Annotated in this window: 15 protein-coding genes and 2 tRNA genes; 6 read left to right on the plus strand and 11 right to left on the minus strand. The window is 66.6% G+C overall.

Features of this window, described 5'->3' with window-relative positions; genetic code table 11:
• Positions 1-17: 17 nt before the first annotated feature.
• The 3 genes from NWE53_RS08980 to NWE53_RS08990 all read right to left on the minus strand — a co-directional run bounded on the left by NWE53_RS08980 (position 18) and on the right by NWE53_RS08990 (position 2864).
• Entirely contained in the window at positions 18-362 is a 345-nt protein-coding gene (locus NWE53_RS08980) for a lipid-A-disaccharide synthase N-terminal domain-containing protein (RefSeq protein ID WP_265053981.1), read from the minus strand.
• The gene (locus NWE53_RS08985) at positions 362-1105 is read right to left on the minus strand and encodes a glycosyltransferase family 2 protein (RefSeq protein ID WP_265053982.1); all 744 of its coding nucleotides are present in this window, start codon (positions 1103-1105) and stop codon (positions 362-364) included. Before NWE53_RS08985 ends, NWE53_RS08980 begins: the two co-directional genes overlap by 1 nt.
• A gap of 64 nt (positions 1106-1169) precedes the next feature.
• On the minus strand, positions 1170-2864 hold the full coding sequence (locus NWE53_RS08990) for an ArnT family glycosyltransferase (RefSeq protein WP_265053983.1): 1695 nt from the start codon (positions 2862-2864) through the stop codon (positions 1170-1172).
• 279 nt (positions 2865-3143) lie between these two features.
• Between NWE53_RS08990 and NWE53_RS08995 the strand changes: the two genes are divergently transcribed.
• The 4 genes from NWE53_RS08995 to NWE53_RS09010 all read left to right on the plus strand — a co-directional run bounded on the left by NWE53_RS08995 (position 3144) and on the right by NWE53_RS09010 (position 7533).
• On the plus strand, positions 3144-4664 hold the full coding sequence (locus NWE53_RS08995) for a sensor histidine kinase (protein ID WP_265053984.1): 1521 nt from the start codon (positions 3144-3146) through the stop codon (positions 4662-4664).
• A complete protein-coding gene (locus NWE53_RS09000; RefSeq protein WP_265053985.1) occupies positions 4654-5412 on the plus strand; it encodes a response regulator in 759 nt (252 codons plus the stop codon). The genes NWE53_RS08995 and NWE53_RS09000 overlap by 11 nt, the downstream gene beginning before the upstream one ends.
• A gap of 121 nt (positions 5413-5533) precedes the next feature.
• On the plus strand, positions 5534-6106 hold the full coding sequence (locus NWE53_RS09005; RefSeq protein WP_265054853.1) for a TRAP transporter small permease subunit: 573 nt from the start codon (positions 5534-5536) through the stop codon (positions 6104-6106).
• Complete coding sequence (locus NWE53_RS09010; protein ID WP_265053986.1) at positions 6103-7533, plus strand: TRAP transporter large permease; 1431 nt, start codon at positions 6103-6105, stop codon at positions 7531-7533. The genes NWE53_RS09005 and NWE53_RS09010 overlap by 4 nt, the downstream gene beginning before the upstream one ends.
• A 699-nt stretch (positions 7534-8232) precedes the next feature.
• Here NWE53_RS09010 and NWE53_RS09015 read toward each other — a convergent pair.
• The 4 genes from NWE53_RS09015 to NWE53_RS09030 all read right to left on the minus strand — a co-directional run bounded on the left by NWE53_RS09015 (position 8233) and on the right by NWE53_RS09030 (position 9347).
• Positions 8233-8309, minus strand: a tRNA-Arg gene (locus NWE53_RS09015).
• Positions 8310-8343: 34 nt separating this feature from the next.
• Positions 8344-8649, minus strand: coding sequence for an ETC complex I subunit (locus NWE53_RS09020; RefSeq protein ID WP_265053987.1), 306 nt, complete (start codon positions 8647-8649; stop codon positions 8344-8346).
• Between the two features lie 68 nt (positions 8650-8717).
• Positions 8718-8794 (minus strand) — tRNA-Pro (locus tag NWE53_RS09025).
• A 79-nt stretch (positions 8795-8873) separates the two neighbouring features.
• Positions 8874-9347: a DUF192 domain-containing protein gene (locus tag NWE53_RS09030; protein ID WP_265053988.1), complete on the minus strand. Its 474-nt coding sequence runs from the start codon at positions 9345-9347 to the stop codon at positions 8874-8876.
• 206 nt (positions 9348-9553) lie between these two features.
• On the opposite strand from NWE53_RS09030, the gene NWE53_RS09035 reads away from it, so the two are divergent.
• Entirely contained in the window at positions 9554-11401 is a 1848-nt protein-coding gene (locus NWE53_RS09035) for a hypothetical protein (protein WP_265053989.1), read from the plus strand.
• A gap of 45 nt (positions 11402-11446) precedes the next feature.
• On the plus strand, positions 11447-12160 hold the full coding sequence (locus tag NWE53_RS09040) for a CatB-related O-acetyltransferase (RefSeq protein WP_320109560.1): 714 nt from the start codon (positions 11447-11449) through the stop codon (positions 12158-12160).
• Here the strand turns inward: NWE53_RS09040 and NWE53_RS09045 are convergent.
• The 4 genes from NWE53_RS09045 to NWE53_RS09060 all read right to left on the minus strand — a co-directional run bounded on the left by NWE53_RS09045 (position 12132) and on the right by NWE53_RS09060 (position 14866).
• Positions 12132-13184 carry an acyltransferase family protein gene (locus NWE53_RS09045; RefSeq protein ID WP_265053990.1) on the minus strand — a complete coding sequence of 351 codons (1053 nt, stop codon included), beginning with the start codon at positions 13182-13184 and terminating at the stop codon, positions 12132-12134. The two genes, NWE53_RS09040 and NWE53_RS09045, sit on opposite strands and share 29 nt — an antisense overlap.
• Positions 13181-14062 carry a glycosyltransferase family 2 protein gene (locus NWE53_RS09050; RefSeq protein WP_265053991.1) on the minus strand — a complete coding sequence of 294 codons (882 nt, stop codon included), beginning with the start codon at positions 14060-14062 and terminating at the stop codon, positions 13181-13183. The genes NWE53_RS09045 and NWE53_RS09050 overlap by 4 nt, the downstream gene beginning before the upstream one ends.
• A 113-nt stretch (positions 14063-14175) precedes the next feature.
• The gene (locus tag NWE53_RS09055) at positions 14176-14478 is read right to left on the minus strand and encodes a hypothetical protein (RefSeq protein WP_265053992.1); all 303 of its coding nucleotides are present in this window, start codon (positions 14476-14478) and stop codon (positions 14176-14178) included.
• A 16-nt stretch (positions 14479-14494) separates the two neighbouring features.
• Positions 14495-14866, minus strand: coding sequence for a hypothetical protein (locus NWE53_RS09060; protein WP_265053993.1), 372 nt, complete (start codon positions 14864-14866; stop codon positions 14495-14497).
• Positions 14867-14870 lie beyond the last annotated feature (4 nt).

Genomic DNA, 14870 nt, shown 5'->3' on the forward strand with positions numbered 1-14870 from the left:
AGAATGACGCGCTTTGCCTAGCCCGGCCCGGAATTCGTATCCTCGCCGCGCGCCCTGGCGCGCAGCACGAATTGCAGGTTGCGGATATAGACGAAGACGCCGAAGCCCTGGCCGAGGATGAAGACCGGGTCGCGCCGGTAGAGCGCATACATCAGAAGCAGCGCGCCGCCGCCGATCGAGAACCACCAGAAGGTCATCGGCACGACCGAGCGCCCCGCCTTCTCGCTCGCCAGCCACTGCACGACGAAGCGCATGGTGAAGAGGCCCTGCGCGACGACGCCGAGCAGCACCCACCAGTCGATTTTGTTGACGAAGACATCGTGGAAATAATTCCCGATGGTCTGCTGCAGGTCGATCAGCATCACATCGTCTCCGAGACGATCTGCGGCACGCGCTTGCGCCGCCGGATCAACCACCAGACGCCGGCGAGGTCGAGGATGCCGACCCAGAGCCGGTCGAAGAAACCGTAATTCGAGACGCCCGTCAGCCGCGGCCGGTCGCGCACATCGGCATGCAGCACCTGATAGCCCTCCCGCGCCATCAACGCCGGCATGAAGCGATGCAGCGCATCGAAGTAAGGCAAAGCGAGATAGGCCTCGCGCCGGAAGCACTTCAGCCCGCAGCCGGTGTCGCGCGTATCGTCCTTGAGCACGCGTCCGCGCACGCCATTGGCGATCTTCGACTGCCAGCGCTTGAAGCCGGTATCCTTGCGCCCGACGCGCTGGCCCTGCACCAGCCCGGCATGCAGCCCGCCCTTCTGCAAGGTCGCCACCATCTCCGGCAGGAAAGACGGGTCGTTCTGGCCGTCGCCGTCGAGCGTCGCCACGATCGCGGAACGGGCATGGCGCACACCGCTGCGCACTGCCGCGCTCTGCCCGCAGGATTGGGCATGGGTGACGACGCGCAGCCAAGGCCGCGTATGCGCCAGTTCCGCGAGCGCATCGGCGGTGCCGTCGGTCGAGCCGTCATTGACGTAGACGACTTCGAAGGGGCCGATCGCCGCGCAGGCCTTCTCGATATCGGCGACGAGCGGCGCGATGTTGCCGACTTCGTTGCGCACGGGCACGACGACACTGAGCAGCGGGTGGGAAGAGGTTTCGGTCAAAACGGCATCATCCGGAAAAACGGCCCGCAAACTGCGTCAGCTCAGTCGATAGGGCAAGGGTTTCTCAACCCGGCTCCCTGGCGAAGACGGCGATATCGAGCCTGCGGCCGCCATTGAGGTTGAAGCCGCGGATCGTCGTGAGCAGGCGCGGCTTGACCGACTGCGACGTAATCGCGGCTTCGAACTCACCCGCGTAGCGCTTCTCGACGAAGGCGACGCGGCAGCCGGGCTGGTTCAGGAAGGCGGCGGCCTGCTCGCCGCTGGCCGCCATGGCGAGATTGGTGCCGGTCAGGAAGACGAGGCTCGGCTCGCGATAGCCCAGCGTCAGCACGGCCGGATCGGGACAGGCTGCCCGAGCCGCCTCGGCGAGCCGCGGCGAGAGCTTGAGCGAGCGCAGGCTTTCGATGGCGAAAGGATAGACCGAAGCCGTCAGCAACAGGCTCGCCAGCACGCAACGCCAGAGCGCGCCCTCGAGGTCGAGCCGCCCGAACGCAGCGATGATGCCGATGGCCACGGCCAGCACCAGCGCGAAGCCGGGCAGCGCCAGCCAGGGCAAGGTCTGGTCGAGCGTCCAGTTGCCGTAGAGAATGACGCCCATCAGCGCCAGCGGCACGATCAGGACGAGGCAGGCCGTCGCCACGGCACCGCGCCGGTAGCGGTCGATGCCGCCATTGATCACCGCCAGCAGCAGCAGGGCCGTGATCGCGGGATAGAGCGGCAGCACGTAATGCGGCAGCTTGGTCGGCACCGCCTCGAACACCAGCCAGGACGGCACGATCCAGGCGATCAGGAACAGGATTTGCGGCTCCCTGCGCCTGACCCAGGCGAAGGGCACCGCCATCGCGGCGAAGGCCGCAGCCGGCCAATAAGTCGCGAAGAAGACGAGGAGATAGAGCCCCGGCGGTCCCCAATGCTTCTCCTGCCCCTCGGAGACCTTCCCGAGCATGTCCTGCCCGACGCTCTCGGCAAAGAAACTGCCGCCGGTCTTGAGCATGATCGCGACGAACCAGGGCACCGCGACGACGAGGCAGAGCAGCAGCCCCGGCCCGAAGCGCAGCGGCTTCAGCCAGCGGAAGGAGCGCTGGCTTGCGCTCAGCACGAGGATGGCGAGCCCCCAGACCATCGGCACGATCGGCCCCTTGATCAGAAGTCCCAGCGCCGTGGCGCCCCAGAACACCAGCCAGTTGCGCCGGTCCGGCACGAAGGCGAGCGAGCGCGTCCAGTTGAGCCAGGTCCGCGCCAGCGCGCCCATGCTGGCGACGGCGCAGGCGGCGAGCACGGCGTCGGTCTTGGCGATCCGGGCCTCGACGCCGAGCAGCACCGCCGCCGCCATCAATGACGCACCGAGCAGCGCGTAGCGCCGCGCCAGGAAGGCGAGCAGCGCCCAATAGCTCAGCAGCACCGTCGCGATCGCGCCGATGAGCGAGGGGATGCGATAGAGCCAGACCTGCGTGCGCGCCTGCGGCACGCCGAGCGCCTCGCCGGCCTTCACCGCGGCACTCTGCAGCCAGTAGATCCCGACCGGCTTCTTGTGGCGGGCTTCGTCCTGGAAGCGGATATCGACGAAATCGCCGGTCTCCAGCATCTGCTTGCTGGCCTGCGCGAAGCGCGGCTCGTCGCGGTCGAGCGGCTGCAACGTGCTGAAGCCCGGCAGGAAGGCGGCGAGCGAGAGCAGCAGCAGGAACGCGCAGACGCGCGCATGACTGGCCGTCAGGAACGTCGTCAGCCGGTCGATCGCTGGCGTGAGCGAAAACATCATCCATCCTCGCGGCCGTCGGGCCGCGCTCATGTCGAAACCGGCATGGCCGGGAACGCCGCGGGGATGCCGGGCCTTTCGGGCACGATCAAGGCGAACCGCGGCGGTTTACGCTGCGGGGCGCGAGCCGGCAAGCATAACGACCCATGCCGCACCATCCCGCTCGTGACACGACGGCGAGATCTAAGGCCAGGGGCGGCGGTTGCGGCTGCTGTTTCGACCGACCCGCCTCCCTCGTCGCCCTTCGACGATCGCGGTGGCGGGGGAGCGCTATCGAGAAACATGGCCGCTTCGCGTTCGCTCCTGCCGTATCTGAAGACCACCGCGCTCGTCGCCCTGGCCACGGCACTGGCTGGCATCGCCGTCTGGTTCGCCCCGCTCGACAGCGTCTCGGCGATCTACATGCTGCCTGTGCTCATTGCAGCGGTGCGCTACGGCACCGGCCCGGCAGTCATGGCCGCCTTGCTCGGCGCGTTGATGACGACGCTCTTCTATCCGCCGCTCTTCAGCGTCCTGGTGTTCGAGCCGCCGCAGATCATCGACCTGACCACTTCGCTGGTCGTCGCCCTCACCGTGGGGCAGCTCGCCGGCAAGCTGAGGCGGCAGATGCTGCAGGCGACGGAACGCGAGCAGACGATCAGGCGGATCTACGAACTCAGCAGCACGCTCGCAGTCGCGACTGATGTGGACGCGGTTTATCGCATCGTTGCCGAGCAGGTGTCGCAGGCGCTCGGCAGGCCGGCGGCGCTGTTCGCCATGTCCGGGCCGGGCCGCCTCGCGACGGTTCATTCGCCGTTCGCTCCGGACAACACCGAAGCCCTGGCCGTGCGGGCCAGGGAACTTCTCCTGAAGGCGCCCGGCCCGTCGTCGACGCTGGCCGTCGAGCTGCCGGATGGCGGACACTGGCTGCTGTGCCGTCTGGCGGGCACGGACGAAGCCCGCGCGGTCGTCGCGGTCGAGGTCGGCACGTCTGGCGACACCCTGGAAGGCCTTCCGGAGCGCCTGCAGACTGTCCTCGCCGAAGGAAACCGTTCGCTCGAACGGCTCGGGCTCTCCCGGATCCTGGAGGAGCGGCGCCTGCGGCAACGCACGGACGCCTTACGGGACATCCTCGTCGAATCGGTCTCGCACGAGTTGCGCACGCCGCTGGCCGGCATCATGGGGTCGGCCAGCGTGCTAGCGACAGCTCCGGGGCTCGACGACCAGCCGGAGCTTCTGGCCCTGGCGGGCGGAATCGAGCAGGAGGCCGGCCGCCTCGACCGGCTGATCCAGAATGTCCTCGACCTCGGGCGGATCCGCGCAGGCGCGCTTCAGCCCCGACTCGACACGGTCGATCCCCTGGACATCGTCAACAATGCGCTCGATCTTGCTACCAGCCGCCTGCACGGCCATGCCGTCCGGCGTGAATTCGACATGGAACTGCCCCTCGTCAGCGTCGATCCGGTGCTCGTCGCCCAAGCATTGGTGAATGTGCTGGAGAACGCCGCCAAATACACGCCTGCGGGCGGGACGGTCGCGGTTTCCGCGGCGAGGGAAGACGATGCGATCATCCTCGCCATCCGGGACGAGGGCGCGGGCCTCGCCTCGGGCGAGTCCGACATGATCTTCGAGCGCTTCCATCGGGGCGATCGCCATGCCGACATCGCCGGCGGCAGCGGTCTGGGCTTGACGATTGCGCGCGTTTTCGTCGAGGCCTGTGGCGGGCGCATTGCCGCCACGAGCCAGGGGCCAGGATTGGGCACGACCATACGGATGGTCCTGCCGGTTGCGGAAACGGGGCAACGTGACCTTGATGACGAGTGATACGGCCGCCACGACGAACCTCGCGACGGGGCCGCTCGTCCTCGTCGTCGATGACGAGGCGCCTATCCGCCGCTTCCTGCGCACCGGGCTGGAGATGCACGGCTTCCGCGTGGCCGAGGCCGAGACGGCCCGGCAGGCCCAGGAAGAGGCCGTGATGCGCCAGCCCGATCTCGTCGTCCTCGATCTCGGGCTCCCCGACGCCGATGGCGCAACCGTGGTCGATGCGCTGCGCGGCTGGTCGAAAGCCCCGATCATCGTCCTGTCGGTGCGCAAGTCGGAAGCGGAGAAGGTCAAGCTCCTGGAGAGCGGCGCCGATGACTACATCGTCAAGCCGTTCGGCATGGCGGAACTGCTGGCGCGGGCCCGCGTGGTGCTCCGGCGCGCCGTCCGCCAGGAAACGACGGAGCCCGTCGTCAAGGCGGGCGGGCTGTCGATCGACATCGCGCGCCGCCTCGTCAGCCGCGATGGGACGACGATCATACTTTCGCCCAAGCAGTTCGCGCTGCTGCGCATCCTCGCGGTCCATCACGGCAGCGTGCTGACCCACCGCCAGCTGATGCGGGAGCTTTGGCCACAGGAGCCGGACGAGGACGTCCAATACCTGCGTATCCTGATGAAAAAGCTGCGTAACCGCATCGAGCCCGATCCGGCCCGGCCAGCCTACATCGTCACGGAGCTTGCCGTCGGCTATCGCCTGCGCACGCAGGAACAGCTCATAGCCGCCGGCTATGTGGCGGCTATGGATTGAGCAACAACCCGTCATGGAACGGCTAAGCCCGTAACTGCTAGCAGCGGCGTTCGGGGAAGAAACGTCGTCGCCGTGGGGGCTCATGTTCAAGCTTTGGCTTGCGATTGCGACCATTGGCGCCATGGCCGGCGCCGTGGCGATCGCCTGGTATTTCTGCCGGCAGCTGATGCCGCTGGCGCGGCTGATCGACCGCCTCGGCGGCGGGCTCGGCGTCATCGCGAGCTGGCTCGTGCTGCTGGCCTGCCTGGTCAGCGCCGGCAACGCCACGATCCGCTACCTGCTCTCCTATAGCTCGAACGCCTGGCTCGAACTGCAGTGGTACATGTTCGCCGGCATGGTCCTGCTCGGCTCGGCCTATACGCTCAGGGTCAACGAGCATGTCCGCGTCGACCTGTTCTACGGCTCGGTCTCCGATCGGACGCGGCACTGGATCGACCTGCTCGGCGGCGCGGTCTTCCTGCTGCCGATGTGCATCGTGATGATCTGGTTCACCTGGCCGTGGTTCGTCCAGTCCTGGACGCTGAACGAAGCCTCCAACAATGCCGGCGGCCTGATCCGCTGGCCCGTCATCCTGCTCCTGCCCGTCGGCTTCGTGCTGATCCTGCTGCAGGGCATCTCCGAGATGATCAAGCGCGCCGCAGCGCTGCGCGGCTTCCATCAGCACGAATACGCTTACGAGAAGCCGCTGCAATGATCGACACGATCCGCGCCAATCTCGGCCCCATGATGTTCGGGGGGCTGATCGTCTTTCTGCTGATCGGCTATCCCGCCGCCTTCTCGCTCGCGGCCGTCGGCCTGTTCTTCGGCTTCATCGCCATCGAGATGGGGGTCATCACCCATAACTACATGGGCAACCTGACCTTCCAGCTGTTCTCGATCATCTCGAACGACCTGCTGCTCTCGATCCCGTTCTTCACCTTCATGGGCGCGGTGCTGGAGCGCTGCGGCCTGGCCGAGGATCTGCTCGACTCGATCGGCCAGCTCTTCGGCAGCATCCGGGGCGGCCTGTCCTATGCCGTCATCTTCGTCGGCGCGATCCTCGGCGCGATCACCGGCACGGTCGCCGCCTCGGTCATCGCCATGGGCGTGATCTCGCTGCCGGTCATGATGCGCTACGGCTACGACATGCGCCACGCCACCGGTGTCATCGCCGCATCGGGCACGATCACCCAGCTCATCCCGCCTTCGCTGGTGCTCGTGGTGCTGGCCGACGTGATGGGCAAGTCCGTCGGCGACATGTATGCCGGCGCCATCGGCCCCAGCATCGTGCAGGTCGCGCTGTTCTGCATCTGGGTGATGATCCTCTCAATCGTGAAGCCGGCCGCAATCCCGGCCTTGCCGCCGGAAGCCCGCACGCTCCGGGGCTGGGCGCTGGTCTGGAAGTGTATCCGCGGCATCGTCCCCTCCGCCGCCCTGATCTTCCTCGTGCTCGGCACCATCTTCATGGGCCTGGCGACGCCGACGGAAGCCGGCGCGATGGGCGCGGTCGGCGCGCTGGGGCTGGCGGCGCTGTATCGCACGCTGAGCTGGAAGCTGACCTACCAGGCGATGTCCTCGACCATGCGCATCACCGCCATGGTCACGATGATCCTGATCGGCGCGCGTGTCTTCAGCCTTGTCTTCCAGGGCGTGGGCGGCGGCAAGTGGATCGAGCACATGCTCACCGGGCTGCCGGGCGGTCATGTCGGCTTCCTGTCCTTCACCATGGTGTTCGTCTTCTTCATCGCCTTCTTCCTCGACTTCTTCGAGATCGCCTTCATCATCATCCCGCTGCTGGCGCCGGCGGCGGAGAAGCTCGACATCAACCTGATTTGGTTCGCCCTCCTGATCTGCGCCAACATCCAGACCTCGTTCATGCACCCGCCTTTCGGCTTCGCGCTGTTCTATCTGCGCGGCATCGCGCCGCCGACGGTGAAGAGCCGCGACATCTACCTGGGCTCGATTCCCTGGATCGTGCTGCAGCTCATCCTGGTCGCGCTGATGATCGCCTTCCCGCAGATGGTCACCTACTGGCTGGATAAACCGGTGACGCTCGATCCGGCAGCGCTCGAAAAACAGCTGAATTCGATGCCGTCCTTCGGCACGATCGAGCTGCAGGGGCTGACACCGCCCAAACCGTGAGCCACCGCGCCGAATGGCGAGCGATCGGCGCGCTGCAAAGCAACTCATTCTGAAGAGGCGATCGAGCCCGGCTCGCGCGCGGCGGCGGCACGGAGCGGCGTCCCTGCCAGCGACCAGCCGAAGGCGACGCCCCCACTCAGGACAAGCGTTGCGCCGCTAGGCGAGCCGCGAAGTTCCGGTCGAGCCGGAGGGCTCCTCGTTCAGGCTTCTGCTCTCGGGCCTCTGACGGCCAGCAGCATCGCGTAAGCCAGCATGCCGAAGGCGACGATGCCGAGGAGATTGAGGGCGATGTCGATCTTCATGGCGTGGCCCGAGCGGTAAAAGGTCAATCATTCCTTAACCGCGCTCGATGGGCCGCGCCAGATCAGATGATCTGATACTTACGTCACGCTCTCTGTGGCCAGTTTGAAGGCGTAGGCCAGCGCCGCGAAGCCGATCAGCCCCAGCATGCTAAAGATGTCCATGTCGTCTCCTCGGTGTTCAGCCGGGAGCATGGCCCGCAGGCCCTAAGATTGGCGGATCGATTTCATTCGAATTTTCTGTAATCGCGACGCCCACGCCGGATGGGTGCGGACGTGGAATTCCACTGACAGGCGACGATGCTTCTTGCCTCGGATAGCGGAGGCGCAAATCAGAATGACGCGCCGTCGCCTCCTCGGAATACCTCGTTGAAAAACGAGAACTCCGGAATGAAATCAATGGCGAGCCCGGCTGGATTCGAACCAGCGACCAGCAGCTTAGAAGGCTGCTGCTCTATCCATCTGAGCTACGGGCCCGAGAGGCGAAGGGAAAGCCCCCCGCCTGTCGTCTTCAATGCGTCCACTGACCGACGCGGGTATACTTGAAATTATCGGAGTAGGAGAGCGCGCGGCGTTTGGCCTCCTGAGGCTTCTCGACCCGGAAAGGGATGCCGTTGCGCGTGGCGTAGGCGACCGCGTCCTGCTCGTTGTCGAACCAGAGCTTGAGCTGGCTCTTCATGTCCGAGGATGAGGTCCAGCCCATCAGGGGCTCGATCTCGCGCGGCCGCTCCGGCTCGTATTCGAGCAGCCAGCGTTCGGTCTTGGCAGTGCCGGACTGCATGGCGGTGCGGGCCGGGCGATAGATGCGTGCGGTCATGAAAGCGCTCTGCCGTCACCAAATCTCGTGCAGCTCGCGACGCGAACCGCTTCGTAGATTTGGAACGATGGTCGGGGCACCAGGATTCGAACCTGGGACCCTCTGCTCCCAAAGCAGATGCGCTACCGGGCTGCGCTATACCCCGACGAACCATTCCAAACGTTGCGGTTCGCTATCATGCCACGGGCCAGACCCGCAAGCGAAAGCCGTTGACTGAGGATCGATCAACGCTTGAAAAGCGCGTGCTCGACCTTGTCGCCCGGCTTGAGCCCGAGCTGCTTGCTTACGCCACCGTTGATCTCGAGCACCGACAGCACCGGTTCCCCGGATGGAATCGTGCGGGTCGAGAGCGGTTCCGTCCGTTCGGCGATGCGCGCGATCGTGCCATCGGCCCGGATGAACAACATGTCGAGCGAGATATAGGTGTTCTGCATCCACATCGCGACCGGCTCGCTCGCGCCGAAATCGAACAACATGCCGCGATCCGCCGGCATGTAGTTGCGGTACATCAGCCCTTTCGCGCGCTGGTCCGGCGTGCGCATCACCTCGACCTGCAGAACGTGGCGCGTGCCGCCGCTGACGATGACGAGCGATTCGAGCCCCGAGCCGGCCGCGGCGGGCTGGCTCTGCGCCGCCGCCGGCACAAGCGCGATCAAGGCAAAAAGAACAGCGGCGAAAGCGGTCTTGACGGTATACATCGCGTCCAACTCCATGGCGGCCATCGCCGCGTGTCAGCTCTAGGTGCGGCCGATGGCGAATCTTCGGCAGATGGCAGCGCCGTCTGTCTTCCGGTCAAGTCTTTCGTCATCATATGAATGCGGGATGCCGCTTCCCGTCGCATGACGGCTTTCTTTCGCCATCGGCTTGCGGCAGTTTCGCCCGGCCAAAGAAGCAGGAGATCTGAATGACCGTTGCGCGCCTTCGTCGGCCGATGCACCTCACTGGAACGGCCCTGACCGCCGTCCTCATCGCCTTCGCATCGCCGGTCTGGGCCGCCGACTTCCAGCTCGACAACGTCCGGATCGATCTCGGCAAGCTGGTGATCAATGCACCGAAGATCGCGATTAAGGGCTCGACGCTGGAGAAGGACGCCTTCCTGGCGCTGTTCAGCGGCACGGCCGGCGATTCGGCAGCTACGCGTGCAGGGCGGTTGACCGCCAGCGAGATCAGCGCGCCGGAGTTGACACTGGTGCAGACGGTCGGCGACCAGAAGCAGACCACGACCTATCGCGACATCCGCTTCACCGACATCCGCGAGGGCAAGATCGGCCACGGCGAATCGGCGAGCGGCTCGATCGCCGCCGACGGCGCCGCCACCGGACCGATGAAGGGCGTGCTGAAGCGCACCGCCTTCGACGCGTTCGATCTGCGCCAGAGCGCGCGCGTGCTGACCGAGAAGGCCGCGCCGGGCACCCAGGAGCCGATGCTGCCGCTGATCGGCAATTTCGAGCAGGACGGCTACAGCCTCGACATGGGCAAGGCCGGCAAGATGTCGCTCGGCAAGACCACCGGGCGCGGCTTCGCCGCCAAGGTCGGGCCGGAGCCGCTGCTCGAGGTCATCAGCCAGCTTGCCGCCGCTTCCGAGGAACTCGAGAAGAAGGATGCCGACAAGGCTGGCGGAAGCGATGCCAAGCCGGCTGGGAAGAGCGACGCCGAAAAGCGCCTCGGCCTGTCCATGCTCTCGCTGTTCGACATGTTCGAATACGGCAGCGGCGAAGCTCGCGACTTCGTCATGACCGTCTCGGCCCCGCCCAAATCCGATGCCAAGCCCGGCGCCAAGCCCGATACGGTCGACATGAAGATCGCCCGCATGGCCTTCGGCGAGAGCACGCCGGCCAAATCTGGTTTCGCCCTCGAAGGTTTCCAGTTCAGCTCGGGCCCGGCCAAGGGCGGCGTCGATTCGATCAGCTATTCCGGCTTCTCCTTCGCACCTGTCATCCGCGAGCTCAGGGCAGCACTGACCGAGCCCGACAAGCCGCTCGACGAGGTCGATTTCCGCCGGTTCATCCCGACGATCGGCACGGTCCGGCTCGCAGGCATCTCGATCGATGCTCCCCCTGTCCTCACCGGAAAGGACCCGATCAAGATGTCGCTCGGCACCTTCGAATTGAAGGCCGGCGAGCAGCTCAACGGCATCCCGACCAGCATCGCACTGACCATCGACAAGCTGGTCACCCCGATCGTCGACGCCAGCGGCAATCCCGCCGCCAAGGACATGATCGCGATGGGCATCCGCTCGCTCGATCTTTCGGCCAGGCTCGACCTCGCCTGGGAGGCAGCGAAGAACGAGATCGCGATCCGCACGCTGTCGCTCGGCAGCGCCGGCCTCGTCCAGCTCGATGCGTCCGGCGCGCTCGGCAACGTCACCAAGGACCTGTTCTCCAGCGATCTCGCCCTCGCCCAGGTCGCCATGCTCGGTGCGACGGTGCGCAACCTGCAGGTCAAGCTGCAGAATTTCGGCCTCGCCGAGAAGCTGATCGAGAACGAGGCACGCAAGTCGAAGCGCAAGGTCGAGGATGTCCGCCAGCAGTTCACGATGGTCGCCAGCCTCGGCCTTGCGGCGATCCTCGGGCCTTCCGACGCGGCCAAGACGTTGACCGCCGCGGTCGCGCGCTTCGTCGCCAAGCCCGGCACGCTCAATGTCTCCGCGAGCGCCAAGTCGCAGACCGGCCTCGGCCTCGCCGACGTCATCACCATGACCGAGCCGACCGAGATCTTCGACAAGATCGACCTCAAGGCCGATGCTCAGTGAGCTAAGCATTTTCAAGCGAAGTGGACGCCGGTTCGCGTGAAGAAAATGCGACCAACTGATGACGGCGCCGTCGCGCCCGAAGATCGCGACTGGCGCCCGTCCGCCCTGCAATCCTGGTGGGCGGGCCTGTCGTCCGTCCCGCGCGGCTGGCTGCGCAAGCGGCTGAACCCCGACAATCAGACCCGGCTGCATCTGGCGCATCTCATCGCCCGGCGGCCGGGCCAGTTCGTCGCCGGCGCCTATACCTATGGCCGGCCGAAGGTGCGCTTTCCGGAAAGCGGCGCCAGGCTCGCCATCGGCCGCTACGGCTCGATCGCGGACGGCGTCGAAATCCTGCTCGGCGGCAACCACCGGCTCGACTGGGCGACGACCTATCCCTTTCCGGCCCTGCCGGGCCTCTGGCCTGAAGCCGCGAGCACGACCGGCCACGACACGACGCGCGGCGACGTCCTGATCGGCCATGACGTCTGGCTGGGATCACAGAGCATGATCCTGTCCGGCGTCCGCATCAGCCATGGTGCCGTGGTCGCGGCGCGAGCGGTGGTGACGCGCGATGTGCCGCCCTACGCGATCGTCGCCGGCAACCCGGCGCGCCTCGTCAGGCTGCGCTTCGACGAGGCGACGGTCGCAGCACTCCTCGAAACCCGCTGGTGGGCGTTGCCACGCGAGGAGCTCGTTCCGCTCCTGCCGTTGCTGATGAGCGAGCGGACCGAGGCGTTCGTCGCCGCGCTCAGGAGCCGCGCAGCAGCCGGCGCTTGACGCCGAGCGCGGGTTTCTCGACCAGGAACCACGACAAGGCGGCGATGACGACGGTCGCGGCGAGCGACGGCCAGAGCAGCGCGACAGCGCCAAGGCTCGGGAACAGCGCGTGCAGGGTCTGCTGCACTGGCCAGCCGTAGAGATAGACACCGTAGGACAGGTCCGCCGGCGGCTCGAGCGAGCGGCGCGTCAGCGCCGGTGCGAGCGCGAGCACCAGGGAGCCCCAGGCCGTGACTAGGTAGAGCGCAGCCTTGTAGAGCGGGGTGAAGCCTAGCGGCAAGAGCGCGAGCACGGCGAGCACCAGCAGTGGCAGCGAGAGCGTCACCCGCTCGCGATAGAGATAGATCACGCCGCCTGCGAGAAAGATCAGCGGCAGGCGAAGCGCGGTCTCCAAGCCCTTAGATCCATGGGGCGCCAGCACTTCGCGCAGGACCACCGCCAGCGAGAGCACCACGAGGGCCGCCAATGCGATCCGCGGCTTTGCCAGCAGCCCGGCGATGCCCGCGACGAGCACGCCCAGATAGCACAGCGTCTCGTATTTCAGCGTCCACACCGTTCCCATCGGGAACTGCAGCGGGTTGCCCTCGAATACGCCTGGCAAAGCGGCGGCGCTCTTGAAGGTGGTCAGCGTCGCGCTGATGAAGCGCCAGAGTCGTGGGTCGCTCAAATAGGCGGCCTTGTCGAGCGTCGTCATCAGCCCGCCGATCAACAGCGCCACGACCAGCGTCGCCGCGATCAGGCCGGGCGCGATCCGCAACAGGCGCGCCAGCACGTAGTCGCGCCAGCCGCGGCGCAGGAAGCTCATCGTGACCAGAAAACCCGAGATCGCGAAGAAGCCGTTGACCGCATGCTCGCCCAGCGTGAAGCCGGTGGTCTGGAACCAGGGCTCCTGCTCGACCCGTCCATCGGTGACGCTGAAGGCATGCGAGATCACCACGGCCACCGCCATCACCAGCCGCAACAGCCCGAAATTGTTGTGCGGATGAGCGAGCGCCTCGGCGACGCGCGGGGCACGCCCGATCATGGCAACATCTCCAGCCCCTCATGCGCCAGCGCGGTCTCGCCCCGCCGCCAGGCCCGCGCGCCCGCGACCGAGCCGGCATGTGCGTAAAGCTTCTCGCGGTTGAGAAGGAGGCCGTAGCCCACCGCCTTGCCGAGATTCTCCAGCATCCGGATCGGGCTGGGCTCCGTCAGGCCGTATTTGCGGGCGATGTAGCGCTCCGACCAGGCGAGATGCCAGCGCGCCTTGAAGCGGCGTTGCGGCGACGGCGTGCTTGAGCGGCCACGACCATGCCGCGCCTCCGCCTCGTGGACATGGATCAGCGAATGGCCGGCATCGCGCATGCGCCGGCACAGATCGTCATCCTCGTAGAACAGGAAGATCGAGCGGTCGAAACCGCCGAGCGCCATGAACAGCTCGCGCCGGATCAAGAGACAGGCGCCAGAGAGGAAGGGCAGGCAGGCATCGCCCTCCGGCACGACCATCGCGCCACTGCGGTTGAGATGATCAGGCGAGAGCAGCGAGCGCGGCTGCAGGAAGATCCGCCCCGACGGCTCGACGATGCGCGGCGCCAGCATGCCGGCATCGGGATACCGCTCGGCTGCAGCAAGCAGCGCCCCAGCAGCCCCGGCGCCCAGCTCCAGATCCGGATTGACGATCAGCACAAATGGAGTTTCGGCTGCCGCGATACCGATGTTGTTGCCGCGCCCATAACCCTCGTTGCGGGCATTGGCGATGACGCTTGCGCCCTTCTTTGCAGCGATGTTCCGGCTCTCGTCGCCGCTTGCATTGTCGACGACGATCGCCGGCACGCCCTCCCCCGCCAGCGCATCGAGGCAGGCCGGAAGGACCTCGGCGCTGTCATAGCTGACGACGATGGCGGTGATGGCGGCGGCGGGCATCGCGGCCTTGTGGCCTCGTCATGTCGCCGGACGCAAGCGAATTTCAGAGCACGCCACGTTTCCAAGGCAACGCGCCGTCATTCCGGCGTGGGTCCGTCCGTAACCAGCAGGCTCTAGCGGCGGGCGAGCGTGCCGATCTCGCCCTGCACGCGCTCGCGCTCGCTCGCGTCGCAGCGATGCGGCGCCTTGTAGGATTTCACAGCATAGCCGGCATTGGCCTCGACGAAGCGCTGTCGATCCTGCCGGTCGAGCCGGGCGATGATCCGGCTGCGGTCGACACGCAGGCCGCAATCATAGGCGCGCGAAACCGTCGCGGCGGCATATTCGACCGTGCCAGGCAGCGACCCCGCCACGGTCGTGCAACCGGCAAGGCCTATAAGCAGAAGCCCGGTGGCGAATGGCTTGATGGTCGTCATTGGGCGTGGCAGCAGCTCAGGAGGCGTCGAAATTTCCGGCGCGGATGCGGCCCATCCGCTCCTTCAGCTCGGCCCGTTCCTCAGCCGTGCAGGGCTCTGGACGGATGCCCTGATTGATCGTCTCGGCTTCGGAGACGCTGATATAGGCCGAGCGCGCCGCGGCCAGCTGCTCGTCGCTCGCCCCGCGCGCCTTCTCGGCCGAGAGGAAGCGATCGAGCGTCGCACGCTGCGGTGTTCCGGCCCGGCAGGCGCTCGCCCGCGACACCGTCGTCGCCAGCGCCGAGGCGCGTCCGGCGCTGGTGTCGGCATGGCCGGCGACGCAGGCGCCGAGCGACAGCGCAAGGAGGCAGGCGAGCGGAAGCGCCCGCCCGGTTGGCAGAGAGGCCATCGAT

The organism is Bosea sp. NBC_00550, from assembly GCF_026020075.1.
Taxonomy (GTDB): domain Bacteria; phylum Pseudomonadota; class Alphaproteobacteria; order Rhizobiales; family Beijerinckiaceae; genus Allobosea.